Source organism: Gillisia hiemivivida (genome assembly GCF_007997295.1).
GTDB classification, from domain to species: domain Bacteria; phylum Bacteroidota; class Bacteroidia; order Flavobacteriales; family Flavobacteriaceae; genus Gillisia; species Gillisia hiemivivida.
In genome coordinates this window covers 493505-510130 of sequence record NZ_VORY01000001.1, presented here as the reverse complement: position 1 = coordinate 510130, position 16626 = coordinate 493505, and the positions used below count along the sequence as shown (strand labels likewise).

Here is a 16626-nt window from a genome sequence, read left to right as displayed (position 1 = left end):
CTGTTTGTCTTAAATTAATTAGTTAAAGGGTTAAAGATATAAAAATAAACTTTTAATAAAAATAAATTGCAGAGAGGAAGGGATTCGAACCCTCGATACGCTTTTGGCGTATACACGCTTTCCAGGCGTGCGCCTTCGACCACTCGGCCACCTCTCTAATTTGTTTATTTTAATTAGTGAGCCAAATAACAAAAAAAATAAATTACCATCAAAATAAGAATCGTTAATATTTATAACATTTCCCCACGTAAGGAAGTCTCATAGATGGTTTTGAATACTTTAGGTGATAATTTTTTTCCTAAAAGGTACATTAATTTTGCTATTGCGGCTTCTGTAGTAATGTCTTTACCAGACACCACTCCTATTTTCTTTAATTGCGTACTGGTCTCGTAATTGCCCATGGCCACACTGCCCGCAACACACTGAGTGACATTAATGACCACTAAACCTTTAGAAATATGCTTTTTTAGTAAGTTAATAAACCATGCATCTGTTGGTGCATTTCCGCTACCAAATGTCTCTAATATGACGCCTCGCAGATTTTTCTTCGCCAAAATATGCGCAACTGTACTTTCCGTTATTCCCGGAAACATCTTTAAAATAAGCACATCTGAGTTGAAATCTTTATGCAATTTCACCCTTTTCCTTCTATTTGTTGACCAAAGAGCCGAATGATTTACAGATAAATATACTCCAGACTCTGCTAAAGGTGGATAATTAGAAGATGAAAATGCCTGAAAATGTTCTGCATTTATCTTCGTAGTTCTATTGGCTCTATATAATTTATATTCAAAATAAAGGCAAACTTCAGAAATAACAGGCCTTCCTTGTTTTTGCAATCCTGCAATTTGAATACTTGTAATTAGATTTTCTTTGGCATCTGTTCTTAAATCACCAATAGGTAATTGAGAACCCGTAAAAACAACTGGTTTTGTAAGATTCTCAAACATGAAGCTTAAGGCAGAAGCAGTATAAGACATGGTGTCGCTCCCATGTAAGACCACAAATCCGTCATAATCCTCGTATCTCTCTTCAATGATTTCTGCAATTCGAATCCAATTCCCTGGGTTCATATTAGAAGAGTCTATGGGCTCCTTAAAACTCACGGTATCTATGGAATGTTCCAGTAGCTTTAACTCAGGAATATTTTGAAGCAATTCACTAAAATTAAAGGCCTTTAGAGCCCCGGTTTCAAAATCTTTAATCATACCAATGGTTCCACCGGTATAGATCAATAAAATATTAGATTTTGTTTTCATTTAGGGCTTCATGATTTATCACAGGATTAGCATACATTAAAAGGTAACTATTAACTTCAAGTGCATTTTTAACGTCCACTCGGCGGGATAACCTTCTCTCGAACTGCCTTTTCTCCTTGTCTGTATATCTGCTGGCGTGAGCTTCAGAATTATTTAGAAGGTCGCAGGCTACATAATTTGCAGGCCAAAGTTTGTAATTTTTATAAATCTTAGAATCAATAGCTCCAGCAATAGCCTGAAGTTGATCGTTAACAGAATGTTCTGTTTTCTCTAATTCATTAAACCAATTTTCATCTAGGATTTCTCCCGCAGTAATATGGATCCTTCCCTTATTACCCAAAGCACCCTTTAAAATAGAGTTGAAATCCTCGTGCTCAGATTTTTTATAAACCACTTCATTTCTTTTAGCCATCAATTCTGGCATTTTAAGAACATCTGTAGGGTCAAACTCGTATGAGATGGAAACTGGAACAATTTTAATTTTTGAAAAATATTCAGAAATACTCATGTCGCCTTTAGCCATAGCAAGCATTTTAAGAACTCCTTGTTGAGTAACATCATTGCCATCTTTGGTGCGACCTTCTCGTTGTGCCATCCAAACAGATCTATTCTCTTCTAGCAATAAATGCCGAATATATTCTGAAAGGTTTAATGAACTGCGAAGCATCTCCCTAGGGGTAAGTCCACGTTGAACAAGAAAATTTCTATTGAGTCTGGATAATAATAATAAAAATGGTTTTTGCACTAGATTATCTCCAATCGCTGAAGCAGTCATCACTAAATCTTGCTCATATAAAACACAATTAATTAGACTGGTATCTAATATGATATCCCTATGATTAGAAATAAACATATAAGATTCATCTTTTTTTAGCTTTTCAAAACCACTATAAGAAAGCCCCTCAGAGCTTTTCTCTAATACTTTTCTTACGGAATGATAAATGACTTTTCCTTGAAAATCTCGGATAGAATGGCAATCGTCTAAGATTTGTTTAATCTCCTCGAATGACATTTCAGGAAATGTAAACTGTAACAACGTTTTAACCATTGGGTGATTAGCATACTTATTTAGAGCAGCTTGCACCTCATTATCATTATAAAATCTTATTTCTTCGAAGTTGGACACGTACAATATTTGGTTAGCTTCACAAATGAACAAAATAATATGTTAATTCCCCACATTACACACCGAATATATCTTTGGAGTTTTTCGTGGTAATAGCAGCAACCTCCTCTAGATCGAGCTCGTAAAGAGCTGCTATTTTTTCTGCTATTATCTGAATGTAAGCACTTTCATTTCTTTTACCTCTGTATGGAGCAGGAGCTAAATAGGGTGAATCTGTCTCTAAAACTATATGCTCAATAGGTGTTTCAGCTAAAAATTTATCTAAACCCCCATTTTTAAAAGTGACAACACCACCTATTCCCAGTTTCATATTATAAGAAAGCGCTTTTAAAGCCTGTTCTTTATTACCGGTAAAACAATGAAAAATCCCAAAAAGATCATCTCCTTTTTCAGACTCCAACACTTCAAAAACCTCATCGAATGCATCCCTACAATGAATTACAATTGGCAGATTCTTAGCTTTGGCCAATTGAATTTGGCGCTTAAAAGCTATTTGCTGATCTTTAAGCAGCGTTCTATCCCAGTAAAGATCTATCCCTATTTCACCTACAGCATAAAAACTCCTTTTTTTAAATTGCTCCTCAATATGTAGCAATTCTTTTTCAAAATCTCCCTTAACAGAAGTTGGGTGTAATCCCATCATTAGAAAAACATTGTCTGGAAATTGAGTTTCTAGAGCATACATGCTTGTTGTATGAGAAGAATCTATAGCCGGGATAAAAAAGCGGCTGATTCCGTTTTCAATAGCCTTATTGATAGCTTCTTCCCTATCGGAATCAAAATCCTTACTATATAAATGCGTGTGAGTATCTGTTAAAATCATAATTGCAAAAATAATTTATTTTGAAGACCTATCTTTGTCAAAACATAACGAATGTCATCCCTTAGGAAATTATTAGAACGCAAAGGCTATTATCGCATTAAATTAAAATATACTGAAACCAATCACTTTGAATTGGTGGCAAAAATAAATGAAGTTCAGGGTAATTTTATTCTAGATACTGGTGCTTCTAGCACCTGTGTTGGTTTTGATGCTGCAGCTCATTTTAAGTTGTTGGGCGAAGAAAGTAAGATTAGAGCCGCAGGAGCTGGCGCTACCAATATGTTAACCCAGATCGCTTTAAAGAATAGTATTGAAATTGAGGGCTGGAAAACCAAAAAATTAGACCTCGTTCTTTTTGATCTTACCCATGTAAATGAAGCCTTAGTAAACCATAAAGCTGAAAAAGTACATGGAATTATTGGTGCAGATATATTAAAAAAGGGAAAAGCAGTTATAGATTACAAAAATAAAGCCCTGTATTTAAAATAATTTATAAAATGGGGAAAAACCCCCATTAAATTATCCATTCTTTCCAGCTAAATTTGAATATGAAAATAGATATCATAGAAAGTTTAGCTAAAAGAAAAGGTTTTACGAATGCGGCATTCGTTTTACTTGCAATAGCAATTATTGCAATACTTCTTTTGAATATACTAACATTGATAGCATTATTTTGATTGAAATAAGCCAAAAAAAAGCTCGCAACTTTGAAAGTTGCGAGCTTTTTTTATTTAATAATCTTATTGAACTATAGTTCCAAGGCTCTCTTCACATCGTTATCCATCAATAATTCCTCTGGACTTTCTAATGCTTCTTTTACCGCAACCAAGAAACCAACAGATTCTTTCCCATCTATCACCCTATGGTCATAAGACAAAGCAACAAACATAATAGGTCTTATCTCTACATGTCCATCTATAGCTACTGGTCTTTCCACAATGTTGTGCATTCCTAAAATCGCACTTTGAGGTGGGTTGATAATAGGAGTAGATAACATAGATCCAAATACACCACCATTGGTAATTGTAAAAGTACCACCCGTCATTTCATCTACGGTAATATTTCCATCTCTAGCTTTTAGGGCAAGACGTTTTACATCATCTTCTACAGCTCTAAAGCCCATATTTTCAACATTTCGCATTACAGGCACCATAAGTCCTTTAGGACCAGATACAGCAATACTTATATCCTTATAATCGAATTTTATTTGGTAATCCCCATCTATCATGGAATTCACATCTGGATATAATTCCAAGGCGCGAACTACTGCTAAGGTAAAGAAAGACATAAAGCCTAAACCAACACCGTGCTTATCTTTGAACTCCTCTTTATATTGTTTACGCAAAGAGAAAATTGCCGACATATCTACTTCGTTAAAAGTAGTAAGCATAGCAGTTTCATTTTTAACATTTACTAAACGCTCTGCAACCTTTCTACGAAGCATAGACATTTTCTTACGCTCTTCGCCTCGTTTTCCAGGCCCTGGAGTTCCCATAGAAGCTTTAGCCTGAACGGCATCTTCTTTGGTAATTCTCCCGTCGCGACCAGATCCGGAAACAGATTTAGAATCGATTCCTTTTTCATCCATAATCTTCTTAGCAGAAGGAGATGGAGTTCCGGTAGCATAAGTTTTATCTTGTACCTGAGAAGGAGTTGAAGGCTTAGAAGGTGTTTGTGTTAAAGCCTCTCCTTTATCGCTATTAGCTTTTGTAGAGGTTTCTTCCCTTTGCTCTTTAACTTCCTCTTCTGCAGATTCATCCTTAGAGTCATCTTTAGATTTAGTTTTTTCCTTAGTGTCCCCGCCAGGTTTTGGAGCATCTGTATCTATTAAACAAACTACCGAGCCAACAGCAACAGCATCACCTTCTTCAGCTTTTAATGTAATTATTCCACTAGCTTCAGCAGGAAGTTCTAAGGTTGCTTTGTCGCTATCCACTTCAGCAATTGGCTGATCTTTTTCTACATAATCTCCATCTTCTACGAGCCATTGAGCAATTTCAACCTCTGTAATAGATTCTCCCGGAGAAGGAACTTTCATTTCTAAAGCCATGATCTTTTATTTTATGTTTTTGAATCTTCCTTATTACTAAGAAAGAATGTTTTATTTATTAGTATTGGAATTTGATTAAACCATAGTTTTATCAAACACACTTGCAATTACTTTTTCATGTCGCTTTTTAAATCTTACTGAACTACCCGCTGCCGGAGATCCATAGAATTTTCTACTACATACTCTGAAGCTCTTTGCTTCATCAAAATGTAATAATAAGTAACTATATGCACCCATATTTCTTGGTTCTTCCTGAGCCCAAACAATATCGTCTGCATTCTTATATTTAGCCATTGCTTCTTTTATCTTCTTTTCAGGTAAAGGAAATAATTGCTCTACTCTAACCAGCGCTATATCATCTCGCTTATTCTCTTCTTGAAACTCTAAAAGATCATAGTAAAATTTCCCGGTACAAAATACTAAGGATTTTACTTTATCAACCTTTGCTGAAGCATCATCTATTACTGTCTGAAAAGTTCCTGTAGCAAATTCTTCTTTAGTTGAAAGAACTTTTGGGTGCCTTAACAAACTTTTTGGAGTAAATACAATAAGTGGTTTTCTATAGTTCACTTTCATTTGTCTTCTTAACAAATGAAACATATTTGCAGGGGTTGTAACATCGGCCACAAACATATTGTCTGTTGCACAAAGTTGTAAGAAACGTTCCATTCTACCAGATGAGTGTTCTGCTCCTTGCCCTTCATATCCGTGTGGCAATAACATTACCAATCCGTTTTGAAGTTTCCATTTATCTTCTGCAGCCGAAAGATATTGATCCATTATAATCTGGGCTCCATTTACGAAATCCCCAAATTGTGCTTCCCAAATAGTTAAAGTGTCTGGACTTGCCATGGCATATCCATAATCGAAACCAACTACTCCATACTCAGATAAAAGTGAATTATAAATAGAGAATCTACCCTTCCTATCTGGAATATTATTATGAAGTATGATCTCTTCTTCACTGTCTTCTACTTTTACAATAGCATGACGATGAGAAAAAGTCCCTCTTTCTACATCCTGCCCACTCATTCGCACACTATATCCTTCAGTCATCAACGTACCATAAGCAAGCAATTCTGCCATCGCCCAGTCTAACTTGTTGGTATCAAAATACATAGTCTCTCTTGCTTCTATAAGTTTTGTAATCTTTCTAAGGAATTTTTTGTCCTTAGGAAGCTTAGAGATCACTTTTGCAACCTTATCGAGCGTCTTTATATCTATAGTAGTATCTACAGGAGCCATCATGGTGTCTTCCCGTACATTCTCAAATCCTTCCCATTCATCTTGCATGAAAGGAGTGATCCTTGTAGTATCTTCTTTTCTGGAATCTTCCAGTTCTTCTTCTAGGTTAGCCTTATATTCTTCTTCCAGCTTTTTAACATAGCCTTCCTCAATTACACCACTTTTTATCAGTTTTTCTGCATAAATATCCCTAGGATTTTCATGCTTTGCAATTGCTTTATAAAGTTTGGGTTGTGTAAATCTAGGTTCATCCCCTTCATTATGCCCGTATTTTCTATAGCCTAAAAGATCTATAAAAACATCTCTTTTAAATTTCATTCTGAAGTCCAACGCGAATAAAACAGCGTGAACTACAGCCTCTGCATCATCTGCATTTACATGAAGCACCGGAGAAAGTGTCACTTTTCCAACATCTGTACAATATGTAGAAGAACGACCGTCTAAATAGTTCGTAGTAAAACCAATTTGATTATTCACTACGATATGGATAGTACCACCAGTTTTATAACCTTCCAATTGTGCCATTTGCACCAACTCGTACACCAAACCTTGACCAGCAATGGCCGCATCCCCGTGCACTATAATTGGGAGCACTTTAGAAAAATCATCTTTATAATGCCTGTCCTGTTTTGCTCTGGAAATTCCTTCTACAACTGCTCCAACGGTCTCTAAGTGAGATGGGTTTGGCGCAATATTTATATTTATTTCTTTACCGTTTGTAGTAGTTCTACAACTTGTCCATCCTAAGTGATATTTCACATCTCCATCAAAAATGTCCTGTTCGTAGTCCTTGCCATCAAATTCACTAAAAATATCTTTTGCACTTTTCCCGAAGATATTGGTTAGCGCATTCAGTCTTCCACGGTGAGACATTCCCATTACAAAATCTTTCACGCCAAAATCTGCAGCTTTTTCTATAATTGTATCCAATGCTGGGATCAAACTTTCGTTTCCTTCCAGAGAGAATCGCTTTTGACCTACATATTTGGTGTGTAAAAAGCTTTCAAAAGAAACTGCATTGTTTAGTTTTGAAAGTATATTTTTTTTCTCAGCGTCAGTAAACTTAGGCTGATTATCGTTTATATTTAATTTTTTCTGAATCCATTCTATTTCCTCAGGCTTTCGGATATACATATATTCTACTCCAATAGACTGGCAATAAATGGTCTCTAAATGAGACACAATATCTTTTAAAGTTGTGGTTCCAATACCAATAATTTCTCCGGCACTAAAAGTTTTATCCAGGTCTTCTGAAGAAAGACCGAAATTCTCTAATGCTAAAGTTGGTACATATTGTCTGCGTTCTCTTACCGGGTTTGTTTTAGTAAATAAATGTCCGCGAGTTCTATATCCGTCTATTAATTTAATTACCTGAAACTCTTTTCTTATGTTTTCCGGTACTTCCGCTAATGTAAACTCCTGTTTTGCAGCATCATTTTCTTGGTGCGTTTCTCTAGAAATCTCTCCATTTTGCTCCATTCCAAAGTCGAAACCTTGAAAGAAAGCTCTCCAGCTAGGTTCTATATTGTCCGGGTTTTGTAAATACTGATCGTAAAGATTGGCGAAATAGGCTGTAGGTGCAGCGTTAAGAAATGAAAATTTATCCATATTTGGAAACTAATGTTTCTTTTGTATTAAACAAAGCAAAAATACAATTTTTAGAATTTATAGCTTATAGAAATTCTTATATTTATCCTCTATCTTATAAGAATTTTAACATGTTTAGCTATACAAACCGCACCTCAAATATATTTTTGTTAGTTTTTATTATCTCTTTTTGTAGTTCTGGGAATCTTATTGCCCAAGATTCAAAGACCACTCAAGTCAAAGGAAAAGATTTTTGGCAATCTGTACGTTTTGGAGGAAGTTTGGGTTTAAATTTTGGCAATAATAGGTTTACCGGAATAATTGCACCTTCAGCCATTTACGATTTTAGTGAGATAGTTTCTGCAGGGATTGGCTTAAGTGGCGCCTACACCAAACAAAATAATTTTACGGCTACCAGTGTGGGAGGAAGTTTGTTAACTATGGTAAATCCAGTGAGATTTTTACAATTTTCTGCGGAATTCCAAGAATTGAACATCAACCGCAACTTAGAGCTAGACTGCGGGAATTCTAGAGAACAATACTGGGTACCTGCCTTATTTTTAGGTGCGGGATTTTCTTCGGGCAATGTAGTAACAGGATTACGTTACGATGTATTGCATGACGAAAACAAGAGTTTTTACAGCAGTGCGCTCATGCCTTTTGTAAGTATCTATTTTTAAACCTCACGCTCCATTAAAGAAGATCCAAAACTACGTAGCAAAGATTTCTTGTCTTCAGGAATTTCTATTTTATCAAGGATCGCAAAAGCCTCTTTCGTGTATTTTTTAATTTCCGCTCTGGTAAGTTCAGCTGCGCCGCTTTGTTCAAAAATAAGCTTTACTGCTTCAATTTTACCTGTTGCATCTACCGGGCTTATTGAGTAAAGATGTTCTAAATTACTAGCTTCATTCCTTTCAGAATTCTCTAATGCTTTTAAATATAAAAAGGTCTTTTTATTCTCTATAATATCACCCCCAACTTGTTTCCCAAAAGTATCTGGATTACCAAAGGCATCCAAGTAATCATCTTGTAACTGAAATGCAATTCCTAACAATCTTCCGTATTGATAAACAGAACGCTTACAATCTTCTGGAGCACCCGCAACTATAGCACCCATTTGCAAGGAAGCTCCCACAAGAACAGCGGTCTTATATTCTATCATTTTCAGGTAATCTTCTATTTCCACATCTTCCCTACTCTCAAAATCTATATCGTACTGTTGACCTTCACAAACCTGAATTGCCGTTTTAGTGAATAATTGTGCCAGTTCTTTAAAAATTGAACCTTCATAGTGTTCAAACAACTGGTAAGCATTTATAAGCATGGCATCACCAGAAAGTATCCCTGTATTGAGATCCCATTTTTCATGCACTGTTGCTTTGCCTCTTCTTATTGGGGCAGCATCCATTATATCGTCATGAACTAAAGAAAAATTATGAAAAACCTCGATCGCTAAGGCTGCTTGCAGCGCTTTTTGGTAAGGAGCATCAAAGATCTCAGCACTCATTAAAACCAAAACCGGTCTCAAGCGCTTTCCTCCCAAGTTTAGTATATAAGTAATGGGCTCGTATAAATTCTTTGGTTCTTTAGTTTCTAGAGTAGTATCTAAATACTCCAAAAAAGCGTCACGGTATTGGGCAATAGTGTGCATTATGCGGATTTTTCGGCTAAAATACCATAAATGAAAAGAATAATAATTCTAAGTGAATGTTAATTGATTTAAAACTAAGGAAACTTTTTTTGTTTTTAAAGTTTCCTTAGTTTATTTTTGCGTCAAAATTAAAAGTTGAGAGACAAGATTTTATTAAAGTCCGTTGAACTATTTTTGAACTTTGGGTTCAAGAGTGTTACTATGGACGACATCGCCAACGAATTAGGCATCTCAAAAAAAACAATCTACACTCATTTCTCTACTAAAACCAAATTGGTAGAAGCCGCATCGATCCATATTTTCGAACTAATTTCTACAGGAATAGATAAAATTAGCGCACAAAAATTAAATGTTATTGAAGAAACTTATGCTGTTAAAGAATTTGCGATGAAAAATTTAAACAACGAGCAGTCTTCACCTCAATATCAATTAAAAAAATATTATCCAAAAATAGCGGAGTTTTTAAGCAATAAGCAATTTTGTGTAATGCAGGATTGTGTTATAGAAAATTTAAAACGCGGAATTGAAACAGGTATCTATAGACCAGATATCCCAATAAATTTCACCTCTAAAATTTATTTTATTGGAATTACTGGAATTAGGGACAACGACATTTTTAACACATCAGAATTTTCGGTTCCTCAATTAATGGAAAATTATTTAGAATATCATATGCGCGCCATTGTTACTGAAAAAGGACTGGACACCCTCAATAAATTTATCAATAAACCAAGCTTAAAAAACTAATGAAAAGGATCTTTTTAATATTCTTTCTTCAACTAACTGCAATTGTTAGCGCGCAGGAATCAACCACTAGTGCTCCTCAAACCTTCACTTTAGAAGAAGCAATTGCCTATGGGTTAAAGAACAGTTATAATGCTGAAATTGCCAGTAAAGATATTGCCATCGCTCTTAAACAAAAATGGGAAATTATTTCGCAGGGTTTACCCCAAATAAGTGGTAATGCAGAATACATAAACAACCTAAAACAACCAGTTATTTTATTGCCTGGAGAAATTGCAGGGGGAGATCCTGGAACTTTTGTGCCCGTAACCTTTGGTACCCAACAAAATTTAACAGCCACTGGCACCTGGAACCAATTGATTTTTGATGGGTCTTATATAGTAGGTGTGCAATCTGCAAAAACTTTGCTTCAAATTTCGGAGAATGCAAAAGTGAAAACAGATTTGGAGGTAAAACTGGCTATTACCAATGCATATAGCAATGTTTTATTAGCTCGGGAAAGCGTAGAAATTTCTAAAAGGAACTTGGAGACAATTCAGAAAAACCTGAACGACACTAGAAAAACTTACGAAAATGGACTCATAGAAGAGGAAGCTGTAGAACAACTGGAAATTACTTTGTTAGGTTTGGAAACAAGTTTAAATAATGCAGAGAGAATGGAGGTAATTGCTTATGATATGCTGAAACTTAGCATGGGAATTCCTGTTAGCAACTATATTGAAGCATTAGATAATTTAGAAGAATTAAGTACAGAGAATTTTGATCTTCAATTACTTAATAAAGAAATTCCAATCGAGGAAAATATAGATTTTAGACTAGCTCAGGATCAAAGCAATCAGGCTGAAATTTTGGTTAAACTGGAAAAAAGCAAGGCTTTACCAACACTTACAGGATTCGTTAACTACGGGGCTCAGGGGAATAGTGATAGTTTCAGTTTTTTTACAAATAATCAGGTTTATTTCGATCAATCTATTTTAGGCTTAAGTTTAAATGTGCCAATTTTTAGCAGCGGAATGCGAAGTGCAAAAACTGCACAAAAAAGAATTCAATATGAGCAATCCCTTATTCAATTAGAGTTCACTAAGAATCAGGTTGAACTTAATATAGAATCGGCTAAAAACGATTATAGGTTTAGTTTAGAAAATTATGCCAATAAGCAAAAGAGTTTGGACTTAGCAGAACGAATAGAAAATAAAAATCAGGTGAAATTTTTAGAAGGACTTTCTTCCAGTTTCGATCTAAACGATGCACAGCAACAATTATATAGAGCACAACAAGATTATTTACAAGCTATGTTGAATGTTGTAACAAATAAAACCGAATTAGAAAATCTCCTTGATACCACCAAATATTCAAAAGAAAATTAGGAATCCCTTCAATTTTAAAAACATGAAAAAGCTATTATATATTTTAAGTATTACTCTTTTAGTTATTTCCTGCGGAGGGAAAACAGACTCTGTAGATTCTTTATTAGAAGGGGGAGATCTTAAAGCAATCAAGGCCAAAAAAGGCGAATTAAACCATCAGCAAAAACTTCTTAGAGAAGATATAGATAAATTGAACGCCTATATCCAAAGCGAAGAAAAAGATGATAAAGCAGTTCTGGTTACTACCCAGGTTGTGAAAGACACCACTTTTAAGCACTTTGTAGAGGTGCAAGGAAATGTAGAAACAGATCAGAACATTATTTTATATCCTGAATACTCCGGAGTTTTAACTAGGGTTTATGTAAAACAAGGCCAAAAAGTAACTAAGGGGCAGCGTTTAGCACTTATAGACGACGGTGGTTTATCCAGCCAAGTTGCTCAACAAGAAACTCAAATGGCGCTTGCAAAAACTACTTTTGAGAGACAAGAACGTTTGTGGGATCAAAAGATTGGATCGGAAATACAGTATTTAGAAGCAAAAGCGAATTATGAAGCTACTAAAAATGCCACAAACCAGTTAAGATCACAATTATCTAAAACAGTTATTACTGCACCTTTTTCCGGAGTTGTAGATAATATCATTGCAGATCAAGGGCAAGTTGTTAATCAAGGACAAACCGAAGTTATTCGACTAGTGAATTTAGACAACATGTACGTTAAAGCATCTGTTCCTGAAAATTATACCAAAACCGTAGAAAAAGGAACTGCTGTGAATGTAAATTTAGCTTCAATAGGGCAAACCTACAAAGGAATTGTGCGCCAAGTTGGTAACTACATTAATCCAGACAACAGGACTTTTGATGTTGAAATTGAAATCCCCAACAAAGATGGTTTTGTAAAGCCTAACTTGATAGCTACTGTTCAATTAAATGATTATTCCAACGCAAATGCTGTAACCATTCCTGCAAACATACTTCAGGAAAACTCTAAAGGAGAGACCATTGTTTTTTTATATGAGGCTGAAAATGATTCGATTGGAATTGCTAAAAAAGTGATTTTAGAAATAGGTTATACCTATGAAAACGAAATTGAGGTTAAAAGTGGTCTAAAACCTGGGGAGACTATTATTATTGAAGGTGCAAAAAGCATAAGGAACGGACAACGTGTAACTACTAATAACTAAGAAATAATTCAAGATGAGTAAAAATCCCTTTAAAGAATTTGGAATATCCTCTTGGGCCATAGACAATAAAATGACTGTGTATGTTATTATTGCTATTATCCTGTTTCTTGGTATTTTTTCCTATTACAGCATGCCCAGAGAGGCTTTTCCTGAAATAGTTGAAACCAAAATCTATGTAAGTTCCATCAACCCTGGAAACTCTGCAGAAGATGTTGAAAAATTTATTACCGAACCCTTAGAACAAGAATTTAACAATGTAGGTGGAGTAAAAGAAATTAGTTCTACAACTCTTCAGGACTATTCTATTGTAATTGTAGAATTTGAAGAAGATGTAGAAATTCCTGTTGCAAAACAGCTTATTAAAGATAAAGTAGATCAGGTAAAATCTGCTACTACTTGGCCAACCTTAGATAATGGTGCTAAGGTAGAGCCAAATGTGTTCGACCTTAATATTTCTGAAGAACAACCCATCCTAAACATCAATTTAACAGGAGATTATCCAGTACAAACGCTTAAGGATTATGCTGAATATCTTCAAGATAAAATTGAACTACTACCTCAAATTAAAGAAGCTAGTATTCGTGGTGCCGAAGAAATGGAGGTTGAAATCGCTGTAGATGTGTACAAAATGTCTGCATCTGTAGTAAGCTTTAATGACATTATTAATGCAGTAAGAGGTGAAAACAATACTATTTCTGGAGGTAACATAACCAGTAATGGTGTAGAAAAAAACATAAGGATCATTGGCGAAATAGACGATCCTAAAGAGCTTGAAAATGTTGTCGTTAAGAGAGACGGGGGCTTAATTTTCTTAAAAGATATTGCAACTATCAAATTTAAGGAAAAAGAACCTACTACTTACGCCAGAGAATATGGGGAACCTGTAGTAATGCTTGATGTAAAAAAGCGTGCAGGGAAAAATATGATTGAAGCCGTAGAGCAAATCAAAGAAATAATTAAAAAAGAACAAGACACATATTTACCTCAGCAATTAAATGTTTCATTAACCAACGACCAGTCTATTAAAACTCAAAACCAAGTAGACGACCTTGTGAACAATATTATATTCGGGGTTATCCTGGTAGTCTTGGTTTTAATGTTTTTCCTTGGGTTTAGGAATGCCCTTTTTGTAGGGTTTGCAATTCCGCTCTCTATGCTTCTGTCACTCTTTATCCTATCATCTTTAGGATTCACACTTAACACCATGGTGTTATTTGGATTGGTTATGGGACTTGGAATGCTGGTAGACAATGGAATTGTAGTGGTAGAAAATGTTTATTCTCTTATGGCCCAAGGTATGCCAAGGATAAAAGCTGCAAAACAAGGGATGGGAGAAATAGCCTGGCCCATCATTGCCTCTACCGCAACCACCTTAGCAGCCTTTTTCCCATTGGGATTATGGCCAGGAACAATTGGAAAATTCATGATCTATTTCCCTATTACCCTTTCTGTAGTTCTTGGGTCTTCCTTATTTGTAGCATTGATTATTAACGCTATGCTTACTTCTAAGTTCATGAAAACTGAAGAAGAATCCTTAACTAAAAAGAAACTTATTAGATGGAGTTTAATTATAGGAGGAATTGGTGTCTTAATGCTTATCGCTGGATTTGCAACAGATTCTGGAGCGCTACGCGGAATAGGGAACTTAAGTATTCTGGCGGCAATTATGTTATGGGTTTATAAATATTTCCTTGCGGGTGCAGTAGATTATTTTCAATTCAAAGCATTAAAAAAACTCGAAAATTTTTATGAAGGAATTTTAAAATTCGCGCTAAGGGGAAAAAAGGCTTATTATTTCTTCTTCGGAACTTTCATCCTACTTATTTTATCTTTTGTCCTTGTTGGGTTGGTACAGCCTAAGGTACTCTTCTTTCCTGAAAATGAACCAAATCAGATAATCACATATATTGAATATCCTGAAGGAACAGATATAGAAAAGACCAACGAACTTACCAAGAAAGTAGAAAATAGAATTTTTGATGCCATTAAAAAATATGAAGATGAGGATGGCTACAATTATATGGTAGAATCTGCTATCTCTCAAGTCGGTCAAGGAGCTGGTAACCCCCAAACAGATGCAGGCCAGTCTAATGAAATGCCGCAAAAAGGAAAGGTCACCCTTTCTATGCGCGACTTTAAATTAAGAAGAGGGGTGAAAAGTAGCACCGTACTTTCTGAAGTAAGATCTGCCGTTAAAGGATTTCCTGGAGCTTCTATAATTGTTGAAAAAGATGCTGCCGGCCCTCCGTCTGGATACCCTATAAATATTGAATTGAAGGGAGAAAACTACGATGAGATGCTCAAAGAAGCGGAAAAGATGAGAGCACACATAGAAGGTCTAAACGTCGCAGGTATAGAAGAACTTAAAATAGATGTAAATAAAGCGAAGCCAGAAATGGAAATAAAAGTTGATCGTGAAAAAGCGGGACAACTTGGGGTTTCTACAGCAAACGTTGGCCAAACATTAAGAAGAGCTATTTATGGGGAAGAAATATCTACCTATAAAGAAGGGGACGATGATTACGAGATAAACGTGAGATTTGCAGAGAAATATAGACATGACGAGAGTGCCTTGTTCAATCAGCCGGTTACTTTTAGAAATAATCAAGGAACCCTAATCCAGGTGCCAATTTCCTCTTTAATTTCCAAAAACAATACCGCTTCATTTAGTTCTATAAAACGTAGAGATTTAAAACGCGTAATTACAGTTTACTCTAACGTCTTAGGAGGTTATAATCCTACAGAACTTGTTGGAGAGTTAAAATCGGAATTAGAAGGTTATGAAACTCCACCAGAGATCACTTATGCTTTCACAGGAGAACAAGAGAAGCAAGAAGAAAATATGAATTTCCTTTTAATGGCTTTATTCTATGCCATGGGAGGAATATTATTAATTCTGGTAGGACAATTTAACTCTATATCTAAACCAATAATCATCTTAATGGCTATTATACTAAGTTTAGCTGGGGTATTTATAGGTTTAGTAGTTTTCCAAATGGATTTTGTGGTTATCATGACGATGATGGGAATAATATCTCTCGCAGGTATTGTAGTAAACAACGCTATTGTATTAATAGATTACACCCAAATTTTAATAGATAGAAGAAAACTGGAACTTGAAGTGGAGGAAGACGAACTATTAACGAGAGAACAATATTTCAATTTAATCGTTGCTGGTGGTAAGTCTCGTTTACGCCCAGTATTGTTAACAGCAATTACAACTGTTCTAGGACTTATTCCATTAGCAGTTGGATTCAACATAGATTTCTTTGGCTTATTTACAGATTATGATCCGGCAATATATATAGGTGGGGACAACGTGATTTTCTGGGGGCCATTGGCATGGACAGTAATCTTCGGACTTATTTTCGCCACTTTCTTAACCCTTATTGTAGTTCCTGTAATGTTCTATCTGGTAAATAGAGCTAAAGTTAGATTTTCAGATAAAAGAAAACAACGGGCTGAAAGAAAAGCGCGAGAAAAAGAAGAACTTGCCACAACTTAATTAATAAAATAAATAATTTTAAAAACCCGAGACCAAGAGTTTCGGGTTTTTAGTTTTTAAAAGAATCCCCACAAATTTTAAACACT

General features: G+C 35.3%; 12 protein-coding genes and 1 tRNA gene. 6 read left to right on the top strand and 7 right to left on the bottom strand.

Going from position 1 to position 16626, the window contains the following annotated elements; genetic code table 11:
* Positions 1–69 precede the first annotated feature (69 nt).
* From ES724_RS02175 to ES724_RS02160, 4 genes are all read right to left on the bottom strand, one after another.
* Positions 70–157: transfer RNA gene (locus ES724_RS02175), tRNA-Ser, on the bottom strand.
* A 73-nt stretch (positions 158–230) separates the two neighbouring features.
* Positions 231–1259 (bottom strand): asparaginase, encoded by a 1029-nt coding sequence (locus ES724_RS02170; RefSeq protein WP_146928920.1) that lies wholly within the window; start codon positions 1257–1259, stop codon positions 231–233.
* On the bottom strand, positions 1243–2385 hold the full coding sequence (locus ES724_RS02165) for a 1-acyl-sn-glycerol-3-phosphate acyltransferase (protein ID WP_146928917.1): 1143 nt from the start codon (positions 2383–2385) through the stop codon (positions 1243–1245). Before ES724_RS02165 ends, ES724_RS02170 begins: the two co-directional genes overlap by 17 nt.
* Before the next feature lie 55 nt (positions 2386–2440).
* A complete protein-coding gene (locus ES724_RS02160; RefSeq protein WP_146928914.1) occupies positions 2441–3208 on the bottom strand; it encodes a TatD family hydrolase in 768 nt (255 codons plus the stop codon).
* Positions 3209–3259: 51 nt separating this feature from the next.
* Between ES724_RS02160 and ES724_RS02155 the strand changes: the two genes are divergently transcribed.
* Entirely contained in the window at positions 3260–3697 is a 438-nt protein-coding gene (locus tag ES724_RS02155; RefSeq protein WP_146928911.1) for a retropepsin-like aspartic protease, read from the top strand.
* Between the two features lie 259 nt (positions 3698–3956).
* Here ES724_RS02155 and odhB read toward each other — a convergent pair whose 3' ends face one another.
* A complete protein-coding gene (gene odhB / locus ES724_RS02150; protein ID WP_146928908.1) occupies positions 3957–5258 on the bottom strand; it encodes a 2-oxoglutarate dehydrogenase complex dihydrolipoyllysine-residue succinyltransferase in 1302 nt (433 codons plus the stop codon).
* Between the two features lie 75 nt (positions 5259–5333).
* Positions 5334–8111, bottom strand: coding sequence for a 2-oxoglutarate dehydrogenase E1 component (locus tag ES724_RS02145; protein WP_146928905.1), 2778 nt, complete (start codon positions 8109–8111; stop codon positions 5334–5336).
* 110 nt (positions 8112–8221) lie between these two features.
* Between ES724_RS02145 and ES724_RS02140 the strand changes: the two genes are divergently transcribed.
* A complete protein-coding gene (locus ES724_RS02140) occupies positions 8222–8770 on the top strand; it encodes an alpha-ketoglutarate decarboxylase (RefSeq protein WP_146928902.1) in 549 nt (182 codons plus the stop codon).
* On the opposite strand, the gene ES724_RS02135 is transcribed toward ES724_RS02140, so the two are convergent.
* Positions 8767–9741 (bottom strand): polyprenyl synthetase family protein, encoded by a 975-nt coding sequence (locus tag ES724_RS02135; protein ID WP_146928899.1) that lies wholly within the window; start codon positions 9739–9741, stop codon positions 8767–8769. The two genes, ES724_RS02140 and ES724_RS02135, sit on opposite strands and share 4 nt — an antisense overlap.
* Positions 9742–9942: 201 nt before the next feature.
* On the opposite strand from ES724_RS02135, the gene ES724_RS02130 reads away from it, so the two are divergent.
* The 4 genes from ES724_RS02130 to ES724_RS02115 are packed head-to-tail and all read left to right on the top strand — an operon-like array spanning position 9943 to position 16540.
* Positions 9943–10488 carry a TetR/AcrR family transcriptional regulator gene (locus tag ES724_RS02130; RefSeq protein ID WP_317129737.1) on the top strand — a complete coding sequence of 182 codons (546 nt, stop codon included), beginning with the start codon at positions 9943–9945 and terminating at the stop codon, positions 10486–10488.
* On the top strand, positions 10488–11852 hold the full coding sequence (locus tag ES724_RS02125) for a TolC family protein (protein WP_146928893.1): 1365 nt from the start codon (positions 10488–10490) through the stop codon (positions 11850–11852). Before ES724_RS02130 ends, ES724_RS02125 begins: the two co-directional genes overlap by 1 nt.
* Before the next feature lie 22 nt (positions 11853–11874).
* On the top strand, positions 11875–13035 hold the full coding sequence (locus ES724_RS02120) for an efflux RND transporter periplasmic adaptor subunit (RefSeq protein ID WP_146928890.1): 1161 nt from the start codon (positions 11875–11877) through the stop codon (positions 13033–13035).
* Positions 13036–13048: 13 nt separating this feature from the next.
* Positions 13049–16540 carry an efflux RND transporter permease subunit gene (locus tag ES724_RS02115; protein ID WP_146928887.1) on the top strand — a complete coding sequence of 1164 codons (3492 nt, stop codon included), beginning with the start codon at positions 13049–13051 and terminating at the stop codon, positions 16538–16540.
* Positions 16541–16626 lie beyond the last annotated feature (86 nt).